The 18,285-nt window shown below is 62.9% G+C and carries 15 protein-coding genes and 1 tRNA gene; 5 read left to right on the forward strand and 11 right to left on the reverse strand.

All coding sequences use genetic code 11. The features are described from left to right. The 3 genes from C2U70_RS11185 to iolD form a co-directional block, all read right to left on the reverse strand. Positions 1 to 1,295, reverse strand: a 1,295-nt coding sequence (locus tag C2U70_RS11185; protein WP_186294188.1) for a CotH kinase family protein, incomplete at its 3' end; no start/stop codon positions are given. 646 nt (positions 1,296 to 1,941) lie between these two features. Beyond that, a complete protein-coding gene (gene iolE, locus C2U70_RS11190) occupies positions 1,942 to 2,841 on the reverse strand; it encodes a myo-inosose-2 dehydratase (RefSeq protein WP_140978098.1) in 900 nt (299 codons plus the stop codon). Between the two features lie 40 nt (positions 2,842 to 2,881). Further along, entirely contained in the window at positions 2,882 to 4,726 is a 1,845-nt protein-coding gene (iolD, locus tag C2U70_RS11195; protein WP_140978099.1) for a 3D-(3,5/4)-trihydroxycyclohexane-1,2-dione acylhydrolase (decyclizing), read from the reverse strand. A gap of 238 nt (positions 4,727 to 4,964) precedes the next feature. On the opposite strand from iolD, the gene iolG reads away from it, so the two are divergent. Then, the gene (iolG, locus tag C2U70_RS11200; protein WP_140978065.1) at positions 4,965 to 5,969 is read left to right on the forward strand and encodes an inositol 2-dehydrogenase; all 1,005 of its coding nucleotides are present in this window, start codon (positions 4,965 to 4,967) and stop codon (positions 5,967 to 5,969) included. 60 nt (positions 5,970 to 6,029) lie between these two features. On the opposite strand, the gene C2U70_RS11205 is transcribed toward iolG, so the two are convergent. From C2U70_RS11205 to C2U70_RS11215, 3 genes are all read right to left on the reverse strand, one after another. Continuing rightward, a complete protein-coding gene (locus tag C2U70_RS11205; protein WP_186294189.1) occupies positions 6,030 to 6,734 on the reverse strand; it encodes a Crp/Fnr family transcriptional regulator in 705 nt (234 codons plus the stop codon). Between the two features lie 223 nt (positions 6,735 to 6,957). Then, complete coding sequence (locus tag C2U70_RS11210; RefSeq protein WP_140978100.1) at positions 6,958 to 7,254, reverse strand: putative quinol monooxygenase; 297 nt, start codon at positions 7,252 to 7,254, stop codon at positions 6,958 to 6,960. Between the two features lie 44 nt (positions 7,255 to 7,298). Beyond that, positions 7,299 to 8,630, reverse strand: a complete 1,332-nt coding sequence (locus C2U70_RS11215) for an MFS transporter (protein WP_140978067.1) — start codon at positions 8,628 to 8,630, stop codon at positions 7,299 to 7,301. A gap of 318 nt (positions 8,631 to 8,948) precedes the next feature. Here C2U70_RS11215 and C2U70_RS11220 point away from each other — a divergent pair, with 318 nt between their 5' ends. From C2U70_RS11220 to C2U70_RS11230, 3 genes are read left to right on the forward strand one after another with little or no spacing between them, the layout of a single operon-like run. Continuing rightward, entirely contained in the window at positions 8,949 to 9,731 is a 783-nt protein-coding gene (locus C2U70_RS11220; protein WP_210243904.1) for an SDR family NAD(P)-dependent oxidoreductase, read from the forward strand. Continuing rightward, positions 9,728 to 10,582, forward strand: coding sequence for an SDR family NAD(P)-dependent oxidoreductase (locus tag C2U70_RS11225; RefSeq protein WP_140978069.1), 855 nt, complete (start codon positions 9,728 to 9,730; stop codon positions 10,580 to 10,582). Before C2U70_RS11220 ends, C2U70_RS11225 begins: the two co-directional genes overlap by 4 nt. Further along, positions 10,579 to 11,076 (forward strand): nuclear transport factor 2 family protein, encoded by a 498-nt coding sequence (locus C2U70_RS11230; RefSeq protein ID WP_140978070.1) that lies wholly within the window; start codon positions 10,579 to 10,581, stop codon positions 11,074 to 11,076. The genes C2U70_RS11225 and C2U70_RS11230 overlap by 4 nt, the downstream gene beginning before the upstream one ends. Positions 11,077 to 11,189: 113 nt before the next feature. Here the strand turns inward: C2U70_RS11230 and C2U70_RS11235 are convergent. Beyond that, positions 11,190 to 11,279, reverse strand: a tRNA-Ser gene (locus C2U70_RS11235). Between the two features lie 195 nt (positions 11,280 to 11,474). Here C2U70_RS11235 and C2U70_RS11240 point away from each other — a divergent pair. Next, positions 11,475 to 11,816 (forward strand): hypothetical protein, encoded by a 342-nt coding sequence (locus C2U70_RS11240; RefSeq protein ID WP_140978071.1) that lies wholly within the window; start codon positions 11,475 to 11,477, stop codon positions 11,814 to 11,816. A gap of 7 nt (positions 11,817 to 11,823) precedes the next feature. Here the strand turns inward: C2U70_RS11240 and C2U70_RS11245 are convergent, their stop codons facing one another. From C2U70_RS11245 to C2U70_RS11260, 4 genes are all read right to left on the reverse strand, one after another. Continuing rightward, positions 11,824 to 13,287: a trehalose-6-phosphate synthase gene (locus tag C2U70_RS11245; protein ID WP_140978072.1), complete on the reverse strand. Its 1,464-nt coding sequence runs from the start codon at positions 13,285 to 13,287 to the stop codon at positions 11,824 to 11,826. 238 nt (positions 13,288 to 13,525) lie between these two features. Further along, positions 13,526 to 14,347, reverse strand: a complete 822-nt coding sequence (gene otsB, locus C2U70_RS11250; protein ID WP_140978073.1) for a trehalose-phosphatase — start codon at positions 14,345 to 14,347, stop codon at positions 13,526 to 13,528. A 3-nt stretch (positions 14,348 to 14,350) separates the two neighbouring features. Then, entirely contained in the window at positions 14,351 to 15,832 is a 1,482-nt protein-coding gene (locus C2U70_RS11255) for an MFS transporter (RefSeq protein WP_186294190.1), read from the reverse strand. 379 nt (positions 15,833 to 16,211) lie between these two features. Next, on the reverse strand, positions 16,212 to 18,245 hold the full coding sequence (locus C2U70_RS11260) for a methyl-accepting chemotaxis protein (RefSeq protein WP_140978075.1): 2,034 nt from the start codon (positions 18,243 to 18,245) through the stop codon (positions 16,212 to 16,214). Positions 18,246 to 18,285: the final 40 nt, after the last annotated feature.

Raw genomic sequence — 18,285 nt, forward strand, 5'->3', positions numbered from 1 at the left:
GCCCCGCCATTGACCTCGACGGTGATTTGGCCGGGCTGGTCGGCCGAGCACGCGCGATCCGGCACGACAAGCGAAACGTCATACATGCCGAGACCGTCGATCAGGAACTGGAAGGCGTCCGCGCCCTTCCAGTCCGGATTGATCTTCGCGGTCGGCCGCAGGTACTTTTCCGAGAGGAACGAAATGCGCTCCCGGACTTTGCCTGACGCCTTGAAGGCCTGCGCCCAGTGATCGCTTGACGCGAAATCCTTCAGGTAGAGGCCGTGTGAAATGTCGTCGCCAAACACGTCGCGCCCGCGGTCGATGATCCGTTCATAGGCCTCCGCCGGCCTGAGCGTTTTCAGCAGTTCGACGATTCGCGCGTGCAGCAGTGACCGGGTTCGCTCGTCCGACCAGAACAGGCTGCCCAGCCAGTTCTGCGTCAGGACCAGCGGTTGAAAGTCGGGATCGACAGGATGATTGACACCGAGCGTGGAGGCATAAGCCAGGCCGAAGTCATAACCAATGGGCACGGCCCGCGTGGTGCCGGCGGGCACGTAGACCGGGATGTTGTGATTGTTGAGATGCTGGGTCCCGGTGATTGCGACGACGGCGTAGTAATTGAGGTAGTGGTCGTAGTTCACGACTTCGCGCCAATCCTCGCGATCGTGAACGACGGAATCGAAGACTGCATTGTGATAACTCAGAAACTGTTGCCATGACCGGCCTTTTCGCGCGTTCTTCTTCCAGGATTCCTTCAGTTCCTCGACGTCGGCATAAGGACGAAAGCCGACATCGAAGGGCTGCTTGGGCGCATGTCCCAGGAACGCCCATGTGATCTCGCGGTAGACCTCTCCGCGCGGCAGCCCATGTTCGGCCAGCAGTTCGCCATCGAGATTCTCGAGCAGCTCGCGAACGCCGTCATACTCGCCGTTGATGTAGAAGCGGGCGAGCGACATCTTGGGTGCGACGCCGCCCGCACGACGCAGCAGATCCGTTGCCCAGATATCGAACAGCGACGGATCCGCGGCGAGCGCATTCAAATTGAACGTCCGATAGCCGTGAAACGACTGCCCTTCGATGTTGATCTTGACCGATCTCTGCCTAGAGCTCCAATGGTCGGCGCAAAATCCGCGATAGCGGATCCAGGTCTTTCCGCCGACTTCCGTGCCGTCAATGACGAGCCGCTTCAACGGCACCTTCTTGAACCGGATCTTCGAGCATTGCTCGGCCGGTATGCCCGCGTTCATCGAGCGGATGAATTCGGGTTCGATCTCGATGCGGAATTCGGGAATATCGCGGAAGAACCGGTTCATCCCGAAGATCCCGCCGGCATCGGCGGTGGGCAAGGGATGTAAGCGCTGTGCCAGGGAGGCCCGGTCAGGAAACAGGCTGACGCCGGCTGAAGGCAGGAGAAAAATAAGTGCCGCAGCAAGCGCCGCCGCTGCGATTGCACCCAATTCTGCGTTTCGCGCCAGTCGTTTCATTGCTCAATCAGCAGAACGGCCGCTTGCCTCGCCGGATGGATATCCTTCGAAAGAATCGCTCTCACGTCATTAGACAGAAATGTGACAGCCCTTCAATTGGTCTAGGGACTGATCCGGGATCGAACGGGGAGACAACAAGCCTGAACGCCCACAGCATGTTTCCCGGCGCTGCACGAGTGTGTCGCTTCGTTTCTCGAGCGTTCCCCGCGTGTCGGCCCATGATCGCGTGCCGAAAGGGCTGGGTGAAGCGGCGTCAGTCATTCCACATTGAAAAACCAAGTGTTTTCGACATGTCGAGTCACGCGAGGTCGCTTCGCCGGCGTAATCCCAATCGATGCGTCGAGCGAATGGTCATGCAGTTGGCCGAGCAAATGCTTCGCCGTCGAGGCGCGCGGCGACCGCAGCACTGTTGGACCGACCGAATATGCCGGTGACAATCGGCGGATAGCTTCCCGGCCGGATCACAATGGTCGAACTAGGAGAGCCCCGCCTCCCGGAGCGAAGCCCTGAGATGTGCGACACCCTTTTTGGCGTAAGCGAGCGGATTGGCCTTTCTGGGATCCTGCTCGGCCTCGACCACGACCCAGCCGGAATAGCCCTCGAGTTCCCGGAAGACCGCGACGTAGTCGACCGAGCCGTCGCCCGGAACGGTGTAGACTCCGAGTTCGTCGCCCTCCCCCAGCACCGCATCGAGAAAGCTCCAGTCCTTTGCGCGGGCCTTGTCCGCGATGCGTGCGCGAACATCCTTGGCATGAACGTGACTGATCCGCGCGCGATATTTGCGCGCGAGCGCGGCTGGATCGGCGCCCGCCCATGTGGCGTGGCCCGTGTCCAGCAACAAATGGACGGACGGCCCGGTCGCGGCCATCAAGGCATCGATGTCATCGCTGCTCTCGACGATCGTCCCCATATGATGATGGTAGACCAGCCGCACGCCTTCGGCGATCGTGCGGTCGGCCACCTCGGTGACGCGCCGACCCCATTCGGCCCAATCTCCTGCACCAAGGCGCGGCCGTTCGGACAGACGTCTTGAACGGTCGCTGTGAATCGCGTTCGAGGTCTCGCAGAACACCAGAACGTTCGAACCCATGGCTTTGAGGAGATCGAGATGCGGCCGCAGTTGCCGCATCTCCTCGTCGGCATCGCGCTTGAGCAGTTCCGCCGAGTACCAGCCGGAGATGCAGGCCATGGCGAACGGAGCGAGCGCGGCCTTCAATGCCTGGGGTTCACGGGGAAACTTGTGCCCCAACTCCATCCCGACGAAGCCGGCTTCCCTGGCCTCGGCAAGGCAGACCTCCAACGGCGTATCGCCGCCGATACTTTGTAAATCGTCGTTGGACCACCCGATGGGATTGGCGCCGATACGAATCGACATGCTGTTGAGCCTTCCTCCGCTGCCGTTTGCCGGCGTCACGTCAGTTCCAGTCGCTCTGCGCGCTCCGGCCTTCCAAATAGCGGTCACGCGCGGCCCGCACCTCTGCCCGCACCGAGACCTCGGGCACCGCAACATCCCACCAATGACCACCAGCATCGGTCGACCTCGACGGATCGGTATCGATGACGATCACGGTGGTGCGATCGTTCTGCCGCGCCTTCAACAGGGCCGCCTCGAGCTCGCCGAGATTGCCGACTTTCCCGGAAATTGCACCGAGCGAGCCGGCGTGAACAGCGAAATCGATCGCCGGGAGAGTTTCATGCCGCACCGTGGCGAGCAGATTGTTGAACGACGGGCTTCCGGTGCTGCGTTGCAGACGGTCGATGCAGCCAAAGCCCCTGTTGTCCAGCACGACGATCGTGAGCTTGAGCCCCAGCATCACCGACGTCGCGATCTCGGAGTTCAGCATCAGATACGAGCCGTCGCCGAGCATCACGATCACCTCGCGCGCAGGATCGGCCATCTTGACGCCGAGCCCGCCCGCGATCTCGTAGCCCATGGTGGAATAGCCGTACTCGGCGTGATAACCGCCCGTGGCACCGGCGAGCCAGAGTTTATGGAGCTCGCCAGGCAAGCCGCCGGCTGCATGCACGATCACGTCGGACGGTTGCGTCGTGCGCTGCACGGCACCGATAACCTGCGCATCCGACGGAAGGCTGTCGTTGCCGAGCGCGGTGTATTTGCTCGCAGTCGCCAGCCAGCTTTCGCGCTCCGCCTTTGCCTGCACGCCCCATTCGCGCGGCGGCTGCCATTCGCGGAGGGCGTCGTCGAGGGCATCGAGACCTTCGCGCGCATCGGCGACAAGCGGCTGGCTGCCGCGCTTCGTCGCGTCGAAGGCCTGCACATTGAGGGCGATGATCCGGCAATCGGCTGGGAACAGCGACCATGAGCCGGTGGTGAAATCCTGCAGGCGCGTGCCTATGGCGAGGATGACGTCGGCCTCCCCCGCGGCGCGGTTGGCCGCGGCCGTTCCGGTGACGCCGATCGACCCCATGCTGAGCGGATGCGTCGCAGGCAGCGTGCTCTTGCCAGCCTGCGTTTCGGCGAAGGGAATGCCGTGTTTCTCGCAGAACCGCCGCAGCCGCTCCTCCGCCTCGGAATAGAGGACGCCGCCACCCGCAATCACGAGCGGCTTCTTCGCCGCACGCAGCAACGCCGCCGCCGCCGAGAGCTCGCCGTGATCGGGCCTCGTCCGGCGTGGCCTCCACACCTGCGGCTCAAAAAAACTGTCGGGATAGTCATAAGCTTCGGCCTGCACGTCCTGGCAGAGCGCGAGCGTGACGGGGCCGCAGCGCGCCGGATCCGTCAATACGGCCAGCGCATTCGTGAGCGCCGGCATGATCTGTTCCGGCCGCGTGATGCGATCGAAATAGCGTGAGACCGGCCGGAAGCAATCGTTCGCCGATATCGTGCCGTCGTCAAAGTCCTCGACCTGCTGCAGCACGGGATCCGGCCGCCGCGACGCGAAAACGTCTCCGGGCAGGAACAGCACCGGCAGACGGTTGACATGCGCGAGCGCCGCCGCCGTCACCATGTTGGTGGCGCCGGGGCCGATCGAACTCGTGCAGGCCATCATGCGTCGCCGGCGCGAGGCCTTTGCGAAGGCGATCGCCGCATGGGCCATCGCCTGCTCATTGTGGGCTCGAAATGTCGGGAGCGTATCCTTGGCGGCGTGGAGCGCTTCACCAAAACCGGCAACGTTGCCGTGGCCGAAAATCGCCCAGACGCCGGCGAACAACGGCACCTCACGGCCACCGAGTTCCGCTTTCTGAGCGGCAAGCGCCTTGACGAGCGCTTGCGACATGGTGAGCCGGGTCCTCTTCATCGGCATTGGCCTTCCGCTCCGGTTTACCTCGCGCTGTCGTGACCGGCTTCCATCGCCAGATCGGGACGGTCGAAAGAATCGACACCGTCGCGCACGCGCATTCCTCCCACTTATTCTTGATGAATACCGATTTCATATTGCGGTCAATCGGAATATCAATTCCATTCTCTCGGTCGGTTCGGCCGAGCTCGCCGCGGCAGGGAGTGCGCGGTGAGGCGACTTACGAAAGAGAGGTTCGATGACCGTCAGGTTTGGTTTGCTCGGCGCCGGCCGCATCGGAAAAGTGCACGCGAAGGCGATCGGTTCAAACAGGGGCGCGAGCCTTGTCGCAGTGGCCGATGCCGCGCCTGCGGCTGCGCGCGATCTAGCAACCGCTTACGAGGCTGACGTCCGCACCATCGACGCCATCGAACAGTCGACGGATATCGATGCCGTCGTGATCTGTACGCCGACGGATACCCATGCCGACCTCATCGAACGCTTTGCCCGACGGGGCAAGGCCATCTTTTGCGAAAAGCCGATCGATCTCGACGTTGCGCGGGTGACGCAATGCCTGTCCGTGGTCAAGCAAGCCAGCGCCAAGCTGATGGTCGGCTTCAACCGCCGCTTTGATCCGCACTTCTCGGCTTTGCGCAAGGCGATCGATGACGGCGCGATCGGCAACGTCGAAATGATCTCGATCACGTCCCGCGATCCCGGTCCGCCGCCCCACGACTATATCGGCCGTTCCGGCGGCATCTTCCGCGACATGACCATTCACGATTTCGACATGGCGCGGTTTCTTCTGAAGGAAGAACCCTTGTTCGTCAGCGCTCACGCCTCCGTGCTGGTCGACAAGACCATCGGCGAGCTCGGAGACTTCGACAGCGCGAGCATCATCCTGGAGACCGCATCGGGCAGGCAATGCCTGATCTCCAACTCGCGCCGCGCGACCTACGGCTATGACCAGCGGATCGAGGTCCACGGATCCGAGGGAATGGTCGCGGCCGAGAACCAGCGCCCCGTCTCGATCGAGATCGCCAACAAGGACGGCTACACCAGGCCTCCGCTGCACGATTTCTTCATGACGCGTTACCTGGACGCTTACGCCAACGAGATCGCGGCATTCATCGAGGCCGTCACCAGCGGAAAGCCGGTGTCGCCAAGCGGCGAGGATGGGCTGATCGCGCTGATGATTGCGGACGCCGCGCGCGAATCCGTCAAGAGCAGGAAGACAGTCCGGCTGGCCGAGAGAGCGACGTAGACGTAAGCCCAAGCCCCCGGGCTGCGGGCCGTCGAGTCCGGCTCCGCAAGATGGACGCCGTCAGCTATCGACAGCCTCGCTCAAGCTGAGACGCTCGATCGCCGCCAGGTTATGGATTGTAACAGACGTGTACTTTGCCGTCGCAATTCCGTCCTGCTCGAGACTTTTGAGCAACCGGTTGATCGTTTGGCGGCCGACGCCGATCATCACGGCCAAGTCCTCCTGGGACAGGCGCAGATCGATGACCACCCCCTTCTTGGTCGGGCGGCCGTGGCGCTCTGCGAGCCTCCATAGTTCCTGCGCGAGCCGGTGAAGCGGACGGCGATTGCGAAGAACGATCAGGTTCTGAATCGAAACGCGCAAGTGATCGCAGACCATTCGGACAAAGGCCGAATAGTACTCGTTGCTCTCGTTGATGAGCGCATCGAGCCGCTCCTGGCTCAAGTGAAAGACCACGCTCTTGCCTATGGCGAATGCGTCGTAGCCATAGGGACGCCCGTCAAGGGCCGAAGTGACGCCAATCCAGGACCCAGGCGAGGTGATGAGAAGGAAAGAAGGATTTCCAGACAGGGAAAAGCTGGTCAAGCGGACTTGGCCCGAAATGAGGGCAACCAACCCGTCCCGGCTATCGCTCGCCGAATAGATCAGGGAGTTATCAACGTTTCGAACTCGGCCCAGGCGAATGATGCTATCAGCCAGCGACGGGGAAAGGCCGGCGAACCATTTGTTCTTCCGCAGAACAGCCTTCAGGACCGCCTTATTCATTCGTAGCCCGCAAAAAAGGAAAGGGGGGACCCACCTGAGGCTCGCGATGCCGGCTTCGGCAAGCGACCCTTCGCCCCCTGCCCTTGGCCCGCGCCGGCACAGGCTCTGGACTTTGCACCCCCCGAGACCGGGACGCAACACTGGGGACATGTGCCCGGCAACGCGGCGGCCTGCGACTGTTCTTTGGGCCCGCCGGCAACGCGATTGACTGCGCAGGAACGCTCTAGAACGCCTTCTCCTCGGCCTCGTAGATCGTCATGACCGGCGGCTTTGCGCACAGCCTGGCGACCTCTTGCGCGAACACCCGCGATTCCGATCGGGCGAAGTGGGCCTTGAGCGCAGCGGCGTCGCGCCAGCGCTCGAAAAACCGCACGCGGAGTGGATCTTCGCAATCGATCTGCACGACGTGCTCAATACAGCCATCCTCCCCGCGGGACCGATGCACGTGCTCGAGGCTGATCTTCACGAGGCGGTCGAGGCTTTCGCTGCGCCCGTCCACAGATCCCACGACGATAATCATCAAGTTGCCCTCTCCTTTGCCCGGTCGTCTTGCTGTGGACCCATTCACCGGCAGCGTGGCGAAGCCCCGCGCAGGGTGACCAGCAAAGCGGTGCCCGACAGCAGATAAAGGGCCATGATCAGATACAGGCTGTAGACCGGATTGCCCGTGGCAGCAGTCATGAACCCGGTGACGGGCGGGGCCGCAACCGGTCCGAGATTGGCAAGACCGGCGATAAGCGCGACGCCTCCGGCAATGCTCGCCTTCGACAGATATTCGGTACATGTCGTGACGAACAGCGGAACGGCAGAGACGAATCCGACACCGGCGATCGTAAGGCCCAGTACTGCAAATACGATATTGCCTTGCGCCAGGGTCATGAGCAGCAGCCCCAGGGCGGCCACGGCAACGCATGAGGCATAGTGCCACCGCCGCTCGCGATGCCTGTCGGAATGCCGGCCGACCAGGACCGTGCCGATCACGCCTGCGAGGTGCGGCAAGCTCGACAGCAGGCCGACCTGAAACAGATCCGAAATGCCCCAGCCCTTGATCATCGACGGGATCGAGAACACCATCGTGTAGTTTGCGCCAAGCAGAAAAATATCGACAAGTATCAGACCATAGATCTTGGGATCCTTCGTCATCTGCCAGAACCCGCTATGCGAGGCGGTCTCGACATCCGGATGATCCTGTTCATGCTGAAGCCGTAGCGCAGACTTCTCTGCCGCTGTCAGCCAGGACGCATCCGCCGGCTTGTCCTGAAGGTAGAAATAGGCAGCGATGCCGAGAAGGCAGGCCGGGATTCCCTGCGAAATGAACAGCCACTGCCAGCCATGGAGCCCGTTGAAGCCATCGAGATATTTGAGCGTCGCGCCACAGAGGGGACCGGCCAGAAGCGGCGCAATCGCCGTCGCCGCCATGAACGTTGCCATCACCTGGCCACGCTTCGCGGAGGGATACCAATAGGTCAGATAGAGAATTACGCCAGGGAGAAATCCAGCCTCGAAGACGCCAAGCAGGACCCGTGCCACGTAGAACTGAAGGGGCGTCTGGACGAAAGCCATCGCCGCGGCCACAACGCCCCAGGCAAACATGATCCGCAGCATCGTCTTGCGGACGCCAATTCGCTCCAGCAAGAGGTTGCTGGGGACTTCGAAAACCATGTAGCCGAGGAAGAAGATGCCTGCGCCGATGCCATAGGTGGCATCACTGAACGGCAGCGTCTGCTTCATCTGGAGCTGCGCGAAGCCAATGTTGATGCGGTCGAGGAAGGCTACGACGTAGCACAGCATCAGGAACGGCAGCAGACGCCAGCCGATCTTCGCGAACAGCCGCCCGATGCCATCTTGCTCCCCGTCTGAAGCCGCGATCAGAACATGCGTTGTTTCGGCAGTCATAGCCGCTCCGTTTCCCTTGCGGCGGTCAATTCGTTTGCCTACGGCTGGTTCGTCCGCCCGATCCCGCTCTTCGGCCCGACGCTAGGGGTATTTTCTGCACTAATTGTCGCGATTGCGACAATGTCGGCTATGAACTGCGCTTGTAACAGCCAGGGTGACGCCCCATCGGACCGGGGAGCGCGGCAGCGCCCGGGCGTCGTTGAATAGCTGGATGAGAGCCACGCCTCGGTCGTTGAGGCTTCGTATCGCCATTCGTCGAAGCCCTCGAATCTGGCGCCGTCCCAATCCGGCCTATGAAGGACAAACAAGCGCATGTCATTGACAGCCGAGCATCTCTTCAACGTTAAGGGGCTTGTCACCATCGTGACCGGAGGCGCGAGTGGCCTTGGTCTGGCCATTGCCGAGGTGATGGTGGCCAACGGAGCCGACGTCGTCCTGGTGGATCGGAACGAAAAGGAGTTGAAGCGGGTCGGCCGGGAGGTGGTTCCGGCAGCGGAGATTGCAGCGGTCGATGTGGCGAATCCCGATGCCATCCGCAGGCTCGTCGACGACGTCGTCGCGCGCAAAGGCAAGCTCGACGTCGTGTTCGCCAATGCCGGAATCAGCGCCGGACCGGGAATTGTGTCGCCAAAGGGCCACATCGAGAACATCGATCTCGCCGCATGGGACGAGGTTCTCGCCACCAACCAGACCGGCGTATTCACGACGATGCAGGCTGCGGCCCGGCACATGAAAGCACAGCGACGGGGCCGGATCGTGGTCACCGCGTCCGTGGGAGGACTGCGCGGAGCCTGGGCGACGGGATATTCCTATGCAGCTTCGAAAGCGGCGGTGGTGAATCTCGTCAGGCAGGCGGCTCTCGAATTGGCTCCGTTCGACATTCAGGTCAACGCGATCGCACCCGGCTTCTTCCGTACGGCGCTCGGCGGCGGCCGCCTGATGGACGAGGCCGCAACCAAGCCGCTTGAAGCCATGGTTCCGATGAAGCGGATTGCGATGCCGCCCGAGATCGCCGGCGTCAGCCTGCTGCTGGCGTCCCCGGCCTCGAGCTACATCACGGGTTCGGTCCTTACGGTAGACGGCGGGATCACCGCGGCATGAAGCAGTTCGAGGGAAGGGTCGCCGTCATTACCGGCGCCGGGAGCGGCATCGGTCGCGAATTGGCCATCGCTTGTGCCGGGCGCGGAATGAAACTCGTTCTAGCCGACGTCGATACCGAAGGCCTGGCAGGCACGAAGGGTCTGATATCAGGCACCATCGCCGTGCGCACGAGGCTGTGCGACGTTTCCAATTCCGAAGCCGTCCACGATCTTGCCGGCTTCGCATTCGAAGAGTTCGGCCATGTTCACCTGCTCTTCAACAACGCGGGCGTTGCGTCGCTGGGCCCGGTCTGGTCCGCAACTCCCGAAGACTGGAAATGGGTGCTCGGCGTCAATCTCATTGGCGTTGCCAACGGCATTCAAAGCTTCGTACCGCGCATGATTGCAGCGGGTCAGGACGGGCACATCGTCAACACGTCCTCGGGCGCGGGGTTGACCGCCGTGGCGGGGTCGGGCGTTTATTGCGCAAGCAAGCACGCGGTCGTCGCTTTATCCGAGTGCCTCTTGAAAGACCTCGAGAATGCCGGCTCGAAGCTGAAGGTCAACGTCTTGTGCCCATCGCTGGTCAAGACGGCGATCGCCGACTCCAACAGGCATCGGCCCGCGCATCTGGCCTCGGCAAATCCAGACAGCGCGCCGTTCGACCAGCGCGTCAGGGCGGGGATGGAGGCATCCGAAGTCAGCGCCGCCGATGTTGCACGGATCACACTGCAAGCCATTTGCGATGACGATTTCTACATTCTTCCGCATCCGGCAGTACGGATCCGTGTCGAGGAGCGGCTCCGCGACATCATCGGTGATCATCGGCACCAAGAGCCAGACAACCTCGTTAAGACAACGGATGGACCATGAGCAATTCGGACACTGATACGGACCTGCGAGCAAGGATCCAAGCGCTGGAGATACGCCTTGCCGAACATGACGATCGCGAAGCGATCCGGACGCTCCGTTGCACCTACCACGAATACGTCAATCAAGACCGGGTCGCTGAACTGGCGGATCTTTTCTCGGAAAATGCCACCGTGTCCTATGGCGGCCGGCCATCCGTCACCGGCCGGGAGGCGATACGATCCTTCTTCATCAATTTTCCGGTCAAGTGGGCGCGCCAGTTCATCCACGCGCATGTCGTCGAAATCGACGGCGACCGAGGCAAAGGTTACAGCCACCTCGACGGGCGCCCAGTCCTCAACGGCAAGAGCATCATGGTCGGCGGGCGTTTTGACGATGAGTACGTCCGAGAGAACGGTCGTTGGCTGTTTTCAAAGGTCGTCCTGACCACCTGGTACATGGTCCCGGTCGAGCCGGGCTGGGAAGCCGCTGCCGCCGCGAAGCCAGTGCAGACGTGAATCGCTGAGAGCCGGGGGTTGCCGCCACTGGTCTCAGCGGATGCTTGATGGAAACCCGCTCGGGACCGCGTGCGATCATGGGGCAGCAGTTGGGCTTACAAAAATCGAGGAACTGGCGGAGAGAGTGGGATTCGAACCCACGGTACGGTTTCCCGCACACACGCTTTCCAAGCGTGCGCCTTAAGCCACTCGGCCATCTCTCCGGAGCGCCCTCTCTTGAAGGGACGCCGCCGATTTTGCAAGGGACTGCAGGGGAATCGGGTCAAATTTCCTTAAGTAATTGTATTTCAACAGGAAAATTGTGGAGCCCGAAAGCCGGCGGATGATGCATCGAGTGAACCGGATGCGGCCTTCGCGCGACGATTCACAATGCCAGTGACGAGAGACCGGGGGACACCATGACCACGCATCGATCCATCGCCAAGCTGGGCTCGCTCGCTGCACTCACCTTTGCCCTGATCTCGCCTGCCGCGGCGCAGGTCTGCTCGCGCCAGGGCATCGACGTCACCTGCAACGACGGGCGGCGCGGCGTGCTGGCGGGCGAGTCGATCATCTGGGCCGACGGCACGCGCTCGAGCGCAGCACCGCATCCGAGCGTCATCATCGGCAACAAATCCTCGGTGCATGTCGGCACCGGTGTCATGGTCGGCTCGGGCAATGGCAGCGTGCCCTTGGACGATCCCAACGCGCCCAACAAGACGCGCTGCGCGATCCTGGACGGCGTGTCGTATTGTTATTGACGGAGCGCTAGATCAACCTTGCGCCTGAGATCGCCGAACGCAGCCAGCGCAGAGCCTGCGGCGGTTGCGCGGCGAGCGGCGCGATGGCGGCCTTCTCGGTCCGGCACGCTTCCAGCGTCGCGACGAAGTCGGCGGACCATTGCTGAATGGTGTGGCCGCGCAGCTTCTTCATCATCGCTTCCCAGCGCATCTTGCGCTCGGTCAGCGGCATCGAGATCGCAATCGAGATCGCGCGCGCCATGCCGTCGATGTCGTGCGGATTGACGAGCAGCGCCGTGTCGAGCTCGTTGGCGGCGCCCGCAAATTTCGACAGCACCAGCACGCCCGGGTCAGCCGGGTTTTGCGCGGCGACATACTCCTTGGCGACCAGGTTCATGCCGTCATGCAGCGGCGTCACCACGCCAACCTGCGCGGTGCGATAGAGGCCCGCGAGCACGGCCTGGCTAAAACCCTTGTTGAGGTAGCGGATCGGCGTCCAATCCACCTCGCCATGGCGACCGTTGACGTCGGTCACGAGACGCGCGACCTCGTTCTGCAGATTGCCATAGGCCTCGATCGCACCGCGCGAGGGGTTGGCGATCTGCAGCAGCGAAATGCTCCGCGCAAGCTGCGGCTGCTCGGTCCACAGACGATCGAACGCGCTGATGCGGTTGACGAGGCCCTTGGAATAGTCGAGCCGGTCGACGCCGATCGCGAGCTTTTCGCCGTTGAGGCTCTTGCGCAACCGCGACACGTCGGGATGCGAGACCGACTTTGCCGCATACTGCGCGAATTTTTCCGCATCGATGCCGATCGGGAAAACCTGACATTGCGTACGGCCATGACGCGAGACGACGATGCCGTCCTCGACCGTCAGGGCGAACTCCTGGCCGACATAGCCGAGGAAATTCTGGCGATCCTCCTCGGTCTGGAAACCGATGAGATCATAGGCCAGCATCGCCTCGATCAGCTCGCGATGATTCGGCACGCCTTGCATCACCGCGGTCACCGGCCACGGCGTGTGAAGGAAGAAGCCGATCGGATCGTCGACGCCGAGATCGCGCAGCTCCGCGCCGAGCGCCAGGAAGTGATAGTCCTGCACCCAGAACGCGGTCTTGTTCTTGCGGAAGCGCAGCAGCGCGCGCGCCATGAAGGCATTGACCTCGCGATAGCTGCGATAGTCGCCTTGCGAGACGCGGATCAGATCGCTGCGCGAATGCAGCGCCGGCCACAGCGCCGAATTGGCAAAGCCCTCGTAATAGCCGCCGTAATGCGCCGCCGGCAGGTCCAGCGTCGCCAGCGCGCCGGCACCGAGCGATTCGATTTCGGCGAAGGGTTCCTTCTGGTGACCGTCGCGCACGCGGCCCGACGAACCCACCCAGATCGCTCCGGAATGTTCCACCACGGGAAGAAGAGCGGCCGCAAGGCCGCCCGTCATGGGTTCATTCGGTTTTCCGCGTGCAACGCGGTTCGAAACGACGACGAGACTCACAGGTCGTCCCCTCCTGTTATTCCGTCACGTTTAACTGACGTTCATCAATATGGTTCCTGTTCATCGTTTCAACGAATTGAAACCAAAATCAGGCGTGGGCGTTGGAACCTGTTTTTGTGTGCAAAAACGAAAATTGTACGCAAAGACAGTTTTTTGCGCGAACATTGCGCCGCAAGAATTTTGCGCGCGGAAAATGGTTCCGCACGCAATATGGCCACGCGGTGGCGCTGCCTTGCTTTTACCTTGCGCTTTGGTCGACGAGATTCGCGAGGAACTCGCGCACGTCGCTCGGCGCATCGAAATGGCCGTTGACGCCGCGGGCGCGACGGCCGACCGAGAAGGCGAGACCGTTCAAGTCGGGCATGATCGCGAACACGCTCTCATCGGTGACGTCGTCGCCGATGAAGAGCGGGCGGCGCCCCCTGAACGGTTCATGCGTCATCAATTCGCGCACGCCGCTCGCCTTGGTGAATCCGGAATGCTTGATCTCGCAGACGAACTTGCCGGGCAACACTTCGATCGGCGCGTTGGGCAGATCGGCGCGGATCAGCGACACTGCGGCGTAGATCGCCTTCTCCGCATGCGGCGCGAGACGGTAGTGCAGCGCCAGCGAATATCCCTTGTCCTCGAGCAGAATGCCGGGGGAGAGCTTTGCGATCGCCGCCAGCCGCCGCTTCAGCTCCTTGTCCATCGGCGGCGCGTGGCTCGCCACCGCTTCGCTGTCCTGCGCGAGCCGCATCTCGGCGCCGTGGCCGCCGACGGCGGGATACTGATCCGGCGCAAAGATCAAGTCGATGTCGTTGAGCGAACGGCCTGAGACCAGCGCCAGCGCGCCGGACGTCTGCTCGACGAGGCGATTGAGCGTCTCGGAGAGGCCCGGCGGCACCCAGACCTCGCGCGGCGTCGGCATCAGTTCGAGCAGCGTGCCGTCGATGTCGAGCAGGATGGCTGTCTCGCTGAGATGCGGGACCAGGGCGTGGGGCACCGGCACCGTTTCAGGCGTCTCGTCCCTCATCGCCATTTCGTCATCCCTCGGCATTTCCGCCAGTTCCGATGTCATATCCTACTCCATGAAAGCGAGCGGCCGTGCGACATGTTCGAGCGATTTTCGCTCGGCGGCGACGGCATAGCGCCACGCCACCAGTGCGGCCGCGATCATCAGCACCGAACCGAGGAGGTAGCCGGCAAACACGCTGGTGCGCGAGCCGGTGTCGATCAGTGCGCCGAACAGGGCGGGACCGACGACGCCACCGATGCCGGTGCCGATTGCATAGAACACCGCAATCGCAAGCGCCCGCACCTCCAGGGGAAAGGTTTCGCTGACGGTGAGATAGGCAGCGCTTGCTGCCGGTGACGCAAAGAAGAAGATGATCATCCAGGCGATGGTCTGCCCCTGCGCGCTCAGCGCGCCGATCGAGAACAGATAGCCGGACAGCGCGAGCAGCGCGCCCGAGACGCCATAGGTGAACGCGATCATGGTGCGCCGGCCGAGCGTGTCGAACAGGCGGCCGAGCAGCAGCGGCCCGAGGAAGTTTCCGGCCGCAAAGGGCAGGATGTACCAGCCGACGTGATCGGCGCTGATGCCGTAGAAGTCGGTCAAGATCAGCGCGAAGGTGAAGAAGATCGCGTTGTAGAAGAAGGCCTGCGCGCTCATCAGCACGAGGCCGACCAGCGCGCGCTCGCGATAGACCGAGAACAGAGTGTGTGCGACCTCGCGGATCGGCGTGTGGTCGCGCATCCTCAAGCGGATCTTCGCGAAATTTTCTCCGGACTGCTGGTACCCGATCGCCGCGCGCTCGATATCGTCGACGATCGCGTGCGCCTGCTCCGGGCGGCCATGGATCATCAGCCAGCGCGGGCTCTCCGGAATCCACATCCGCATCAACAGCACCACGAGCCCGATGGTGGCGCCGATGAGGTAGGCGAGCCGCCAGCCGTGATCCGGGCCGAACAGCGCGGGATCGAGCAGCACGATGGCGGCAACGGCGCCCATGGCGGCGCCGATCCAAAAGCTGCCGTTGATCACGAGATCGGTCCAGCCGCGATAGCGCGCCGGTACCAGCTCCTGAATGGTCGAGTTGATCGCGGTATATTCGCCGCCGATGCCGGCACCGGTGAGAAAGCGAAACAGCGCATAGCTCGCGACATTCCAGGACAGCGCGGTCGCGGCTGTCGCGGTGAGATAGACCGCGAGCGTGATGAAGAACAATTTCTTGCGGCCGATGCGATCGGTGAGCCAGCCGAAGCCGAGCGCGCCGAGCACCGCACCGGCGAGATAGGCGGAATTGGCGATGCCGAGATCGAGATTGGAGAATTGCAAGGTCGGGCTCTGCTTCAGTGCACCCGAGAGCGCACCGGCGAGCGTCACTTCAAGCCCGTCCAGAATCCAGGTGATGCCGAGCGCGAGCACAACGCGGGTGTGGAAGCCGCTCCACGTCAGCGCATCGAGGCGCGCGGGAATGCTGGTCTCGACGACACGATCGCGCGCCGCGGCCATTGAGGTCGCGGGAGTAATCTTCAGCGCTGATGTCTGCTGCAATTCCATCGCTTCGTTGCATCTGAGCAATGCACCCAACCCCGGCGCAGATGTGGCCGAGGTCGATTTCGTCATTGGGGTTGCGGCATGGTTTCCTGCCACACGCGACAACGCGCCGCGAGAGGCGGAGTTCCTGGGGGAGCTGCTGTTGGAACCGCGGGTTTTGGATGGAGTTCTAGATAGTTAGCGTGGGAGCAACCCTGCTCCGCAAACTCTCATGTCGTCCTGGACAAGCGAACGTAGCGAGCGCCGATCCAGGACCCATTACCCCAAGGAGTGGTTTGGCGAAGACTCGGGGTTACCGGCTCGCGCCACAGCTTCTCCCTGGGGTAATGGGTCCTGGCTTTCGCCAGGACGACATCTGAAGACTTGGCGATAGCGAGTGACGCTACGCCGCCCTGATATTCGCCATGAAGCGATCGAGCTCGGCGCGCAGGCGGGTGCTTTCGCTCGACAGGGTCTTCGCCGAATGCAGCACCTCTTCGGAAGCCGAGCCGGTTTCAGCCGCGCCGCGGTTGACCTGCCCGATGTCGGTGGCGGCCGTCTGCGTGCCCTGCGCGACGTTCTGGACGCTGCGGGCGATCTCCTGCGTGGCGGCGCTCTGCTCTTCCACGGCGCTTGCGATCGAGGTCGCAATGCTCGAGATCTGGCCGATGGTGGCGCCGATCTCCTTGATCGCAGCGACCGACTCGGCCGTTGCACCCTGCATCCCCGAAATGTGCGAAGAAATCTCGTCGGTCGCCTTCGCGGTCTGGCTCGCCAAGGACTTCACTTCGCTTGCGACCACCGCGAAGCCGCGGCCGGCGTCGCCGGCGCGCGCCGCCTCGATGGTGGCGTTGAGCGCGAGGAGATTGGTCTGCTCGGCGATCGCCGTGATCAGCTTGACGACGTCGCCGATCTGCTGCGCGGCATGCGACAGCTTTCCGATGCGGGCGTCGGTTTCCTTTGCCTGGGTCACCGCGCCCTCGGCGATGCGGCTGGAGTCGCGAACCTGACGGCCGATCTCCTCGACCGAGGCGGACATTTCTTCGGTCGCGGTGGCGACCGACTGCATGTTGGAGGACGCCTGCTCGGAGACGCCGGCGACCTGGCTCGACAGGGTCTGCGTGGTCTCGGCAGTGCGCGTCAGCGTGGAGGCAGCGGATTCAAGCTGCACGGCCGAGGCCGAGACGTTGGAGACGATGGCGCCGACGGCGCTTTCAAAATCGTCGGCGAAGCGGATCAGCTCGCTGCGGCGGGCCGCGGCCTGCTCCCTGTTCTGGGCTTCACTGGCGGCGGCGTCGCGCTCGGCCTTGGCGACGGCTTGCACCTTGAACTCCTCGACCGCGCCGGCCATCTCGCCGATCTCGTCCTTGCGCCCGAGACCTGGCAACACGACATCGAAATTGCCCGAGGCGAGCTCGCGCATCGCCTTGCACATCGCGATCATCGGCCGCGAGATGCCGTTGCCCAGCACCAACGCCCAGACGGTGCCGATGGCGAGGCCGCCCAGCGCCAGCATCAGGATGAGGCGTTCGATCTCCCCGATCGTGGCATTGGTCTCGCTCTCGATGCGCGCTTGATCGGCCGTCAGATCGGACCGCAATCCGCCGGACTGCTTGAGGATCGCGGCGGCCGATTTGGACATCTCGCCGTTCAGCTTGACGACGACCTTCACGTTCTCGGCCAGCTTGGAGAAGGAGGCGCGATACTGCTTCAGGAGGTCGCCGATCTCGGTGACCCGCTGGGTGATCTTCTGGTCGTTGGCATAGATCGAGACCAGCAGGGTCTCCAGGAATTTGACGCGCGCGACGATGCCGTCGGAGGATTTCGGCTCGGGTTTTGCAATGAAGGCGCTGACCGAGGTCGAAACCGAGAGATATTGCGTGGTGATGTCCTTGGCCGTGGTCTGGACCGACGACAGGCCGGCCAATGCGGCGGTGTCGGCGAGGTCGTCGAACTTGAAGCGGATCTTGTTGCCGACGCCGTTGAGCTCGTCGGTGGCGATCCTGGTGTTCTCGCGGGTCAGGGTGATGATGTCGCCGAAGACCTTCGTGAAGGCATCGAATTCCTTCTGCAGCCCGGCAATCTGCTCGCGCCGCGCCGGCGCAGTCGTGGCCGCCATGGATTTTTCGATGGCGGTCTTCAGGTTTGCTTCCGCGGCCTTGGCGGCGGTCTCATCCTCGGCCGCGCCGGTCAGGGTGTAGGCCCGCGCCAGGGCCTGGTAGGAGATCAGCTCGCGATCGACCGAGCGCGCCAGGTCGGCTTCGGAGACGCTGGTCCGGTACGAGGCGACGGCGTTCGCGACCCGCTCGAAACCGAGATAGCAGAAAGCCATGCTGGCACCGAGGATGACCAGCACCGCGGCGAAGCCGAGGATGATTTTGGCCCTGAACCGCAGCGTCGGAAGCTTCGCACGGTTCGGCTTGGACTTGACGGTCATACCCCACCCCTTTTTCCATTCGCGGAAAATCAGCCGCACC

Source organism: Bradyrhizobium guangdongense (assembly GCF_006483445.1).
In the GTDB taxonomy this organism is placed as follows: domain Bacteria; phylum Pseudomonadota; class Alphaproteobacteria; order Rhizobiales; family Xanthobacteraceae; genus Bradyrhizobium; species Bradyrhizobium guangdongense_A.

Bases quoted from the DNA above. Each gene is read 5' to 3' on its own strand.
- otsB (WP_140978073.1), bottom strand. From the start codon at position 14,347: ATGACATCGGAACTGGCGGAAATGCCGAGGGATGACGAAATGGCGATG.
- iolG (WP_140978065.1), top strand. From the start codon at position 4,965: ATGACCGTCAGGTTTGGTTTGCTCGGCGCCGGCCGCATCGGAAAAGTG.
- C2U70_RS11215 (WP_140978067.1), bottom strand. From the start codon at position 8,630: ATGACTGCCGAAACAACGCATGTTCTGATCGCGGCTTCAGACGGGGAG.
- iolE (WP_140978098.1), bottom strand. From the start codon at position 2,841: ATGTCGATTCGTATCGGCGCCAATCCCATCGGGTGGTCCAACGACGAT.
- C2U70_RS11210 (WP_140978100.1), bottom strand. From the start codon at position 7,254: ATGATTATCGTCGTGGGATCTGTGGACGGGCGCAGCGAAAGCCTCGAC.
- C2U70_RS11225 (WP_140978069.1), top strand. From the start codon at position 9,728: ATGAAGCAGTTCGAGGGAAGGGTCGCCGTCATTACCGGCGCCGGGAGC.
- iolD (WP_140978099.1), bottom strand. From the start codon at position 4,726: ATGAAGAGGACCCGGCTCACCATGTCGCAAGCGCTCGTCAAGGCGCTT.
- C2U70_RS11255 (WP_186294190.1), bottom strand. From the start codon at position 15,832: ATGGAATTGCAGCAGACATCAGCGCTGAAGATTACTCCCGCGACCTCA.
- C2U70_RS11240 (WP_140978071.1), top strand. From the start codon at position 11,475: ATGACCACGCATCGATCCATCGCCAAGCTGGGCTCGCTCGCTGCACTC.
- C2U70_RS11205 (WP_186294189.1), bottom strand. From the start codon at position 6,734: ATGAATAAGGCGGTCCTGAAGGCTGTTCTGCGGAAGAACAAATGGTTC.
- C2U70_RS11230 (WP_140978070.1), top strand. From the start codon at position 10,579: ATGAGCAATTCGGACACTGATACGGACCTGCGAGCAAGGATCCAAGCG.
- C2U70_RS11260 (WP_140978075.1), bottom strand. From the start codon at position 18,245: ATGACCGTCAAGTCCAAGCCGAACCGTGCGAAGCTTCCGACGCTGCGG.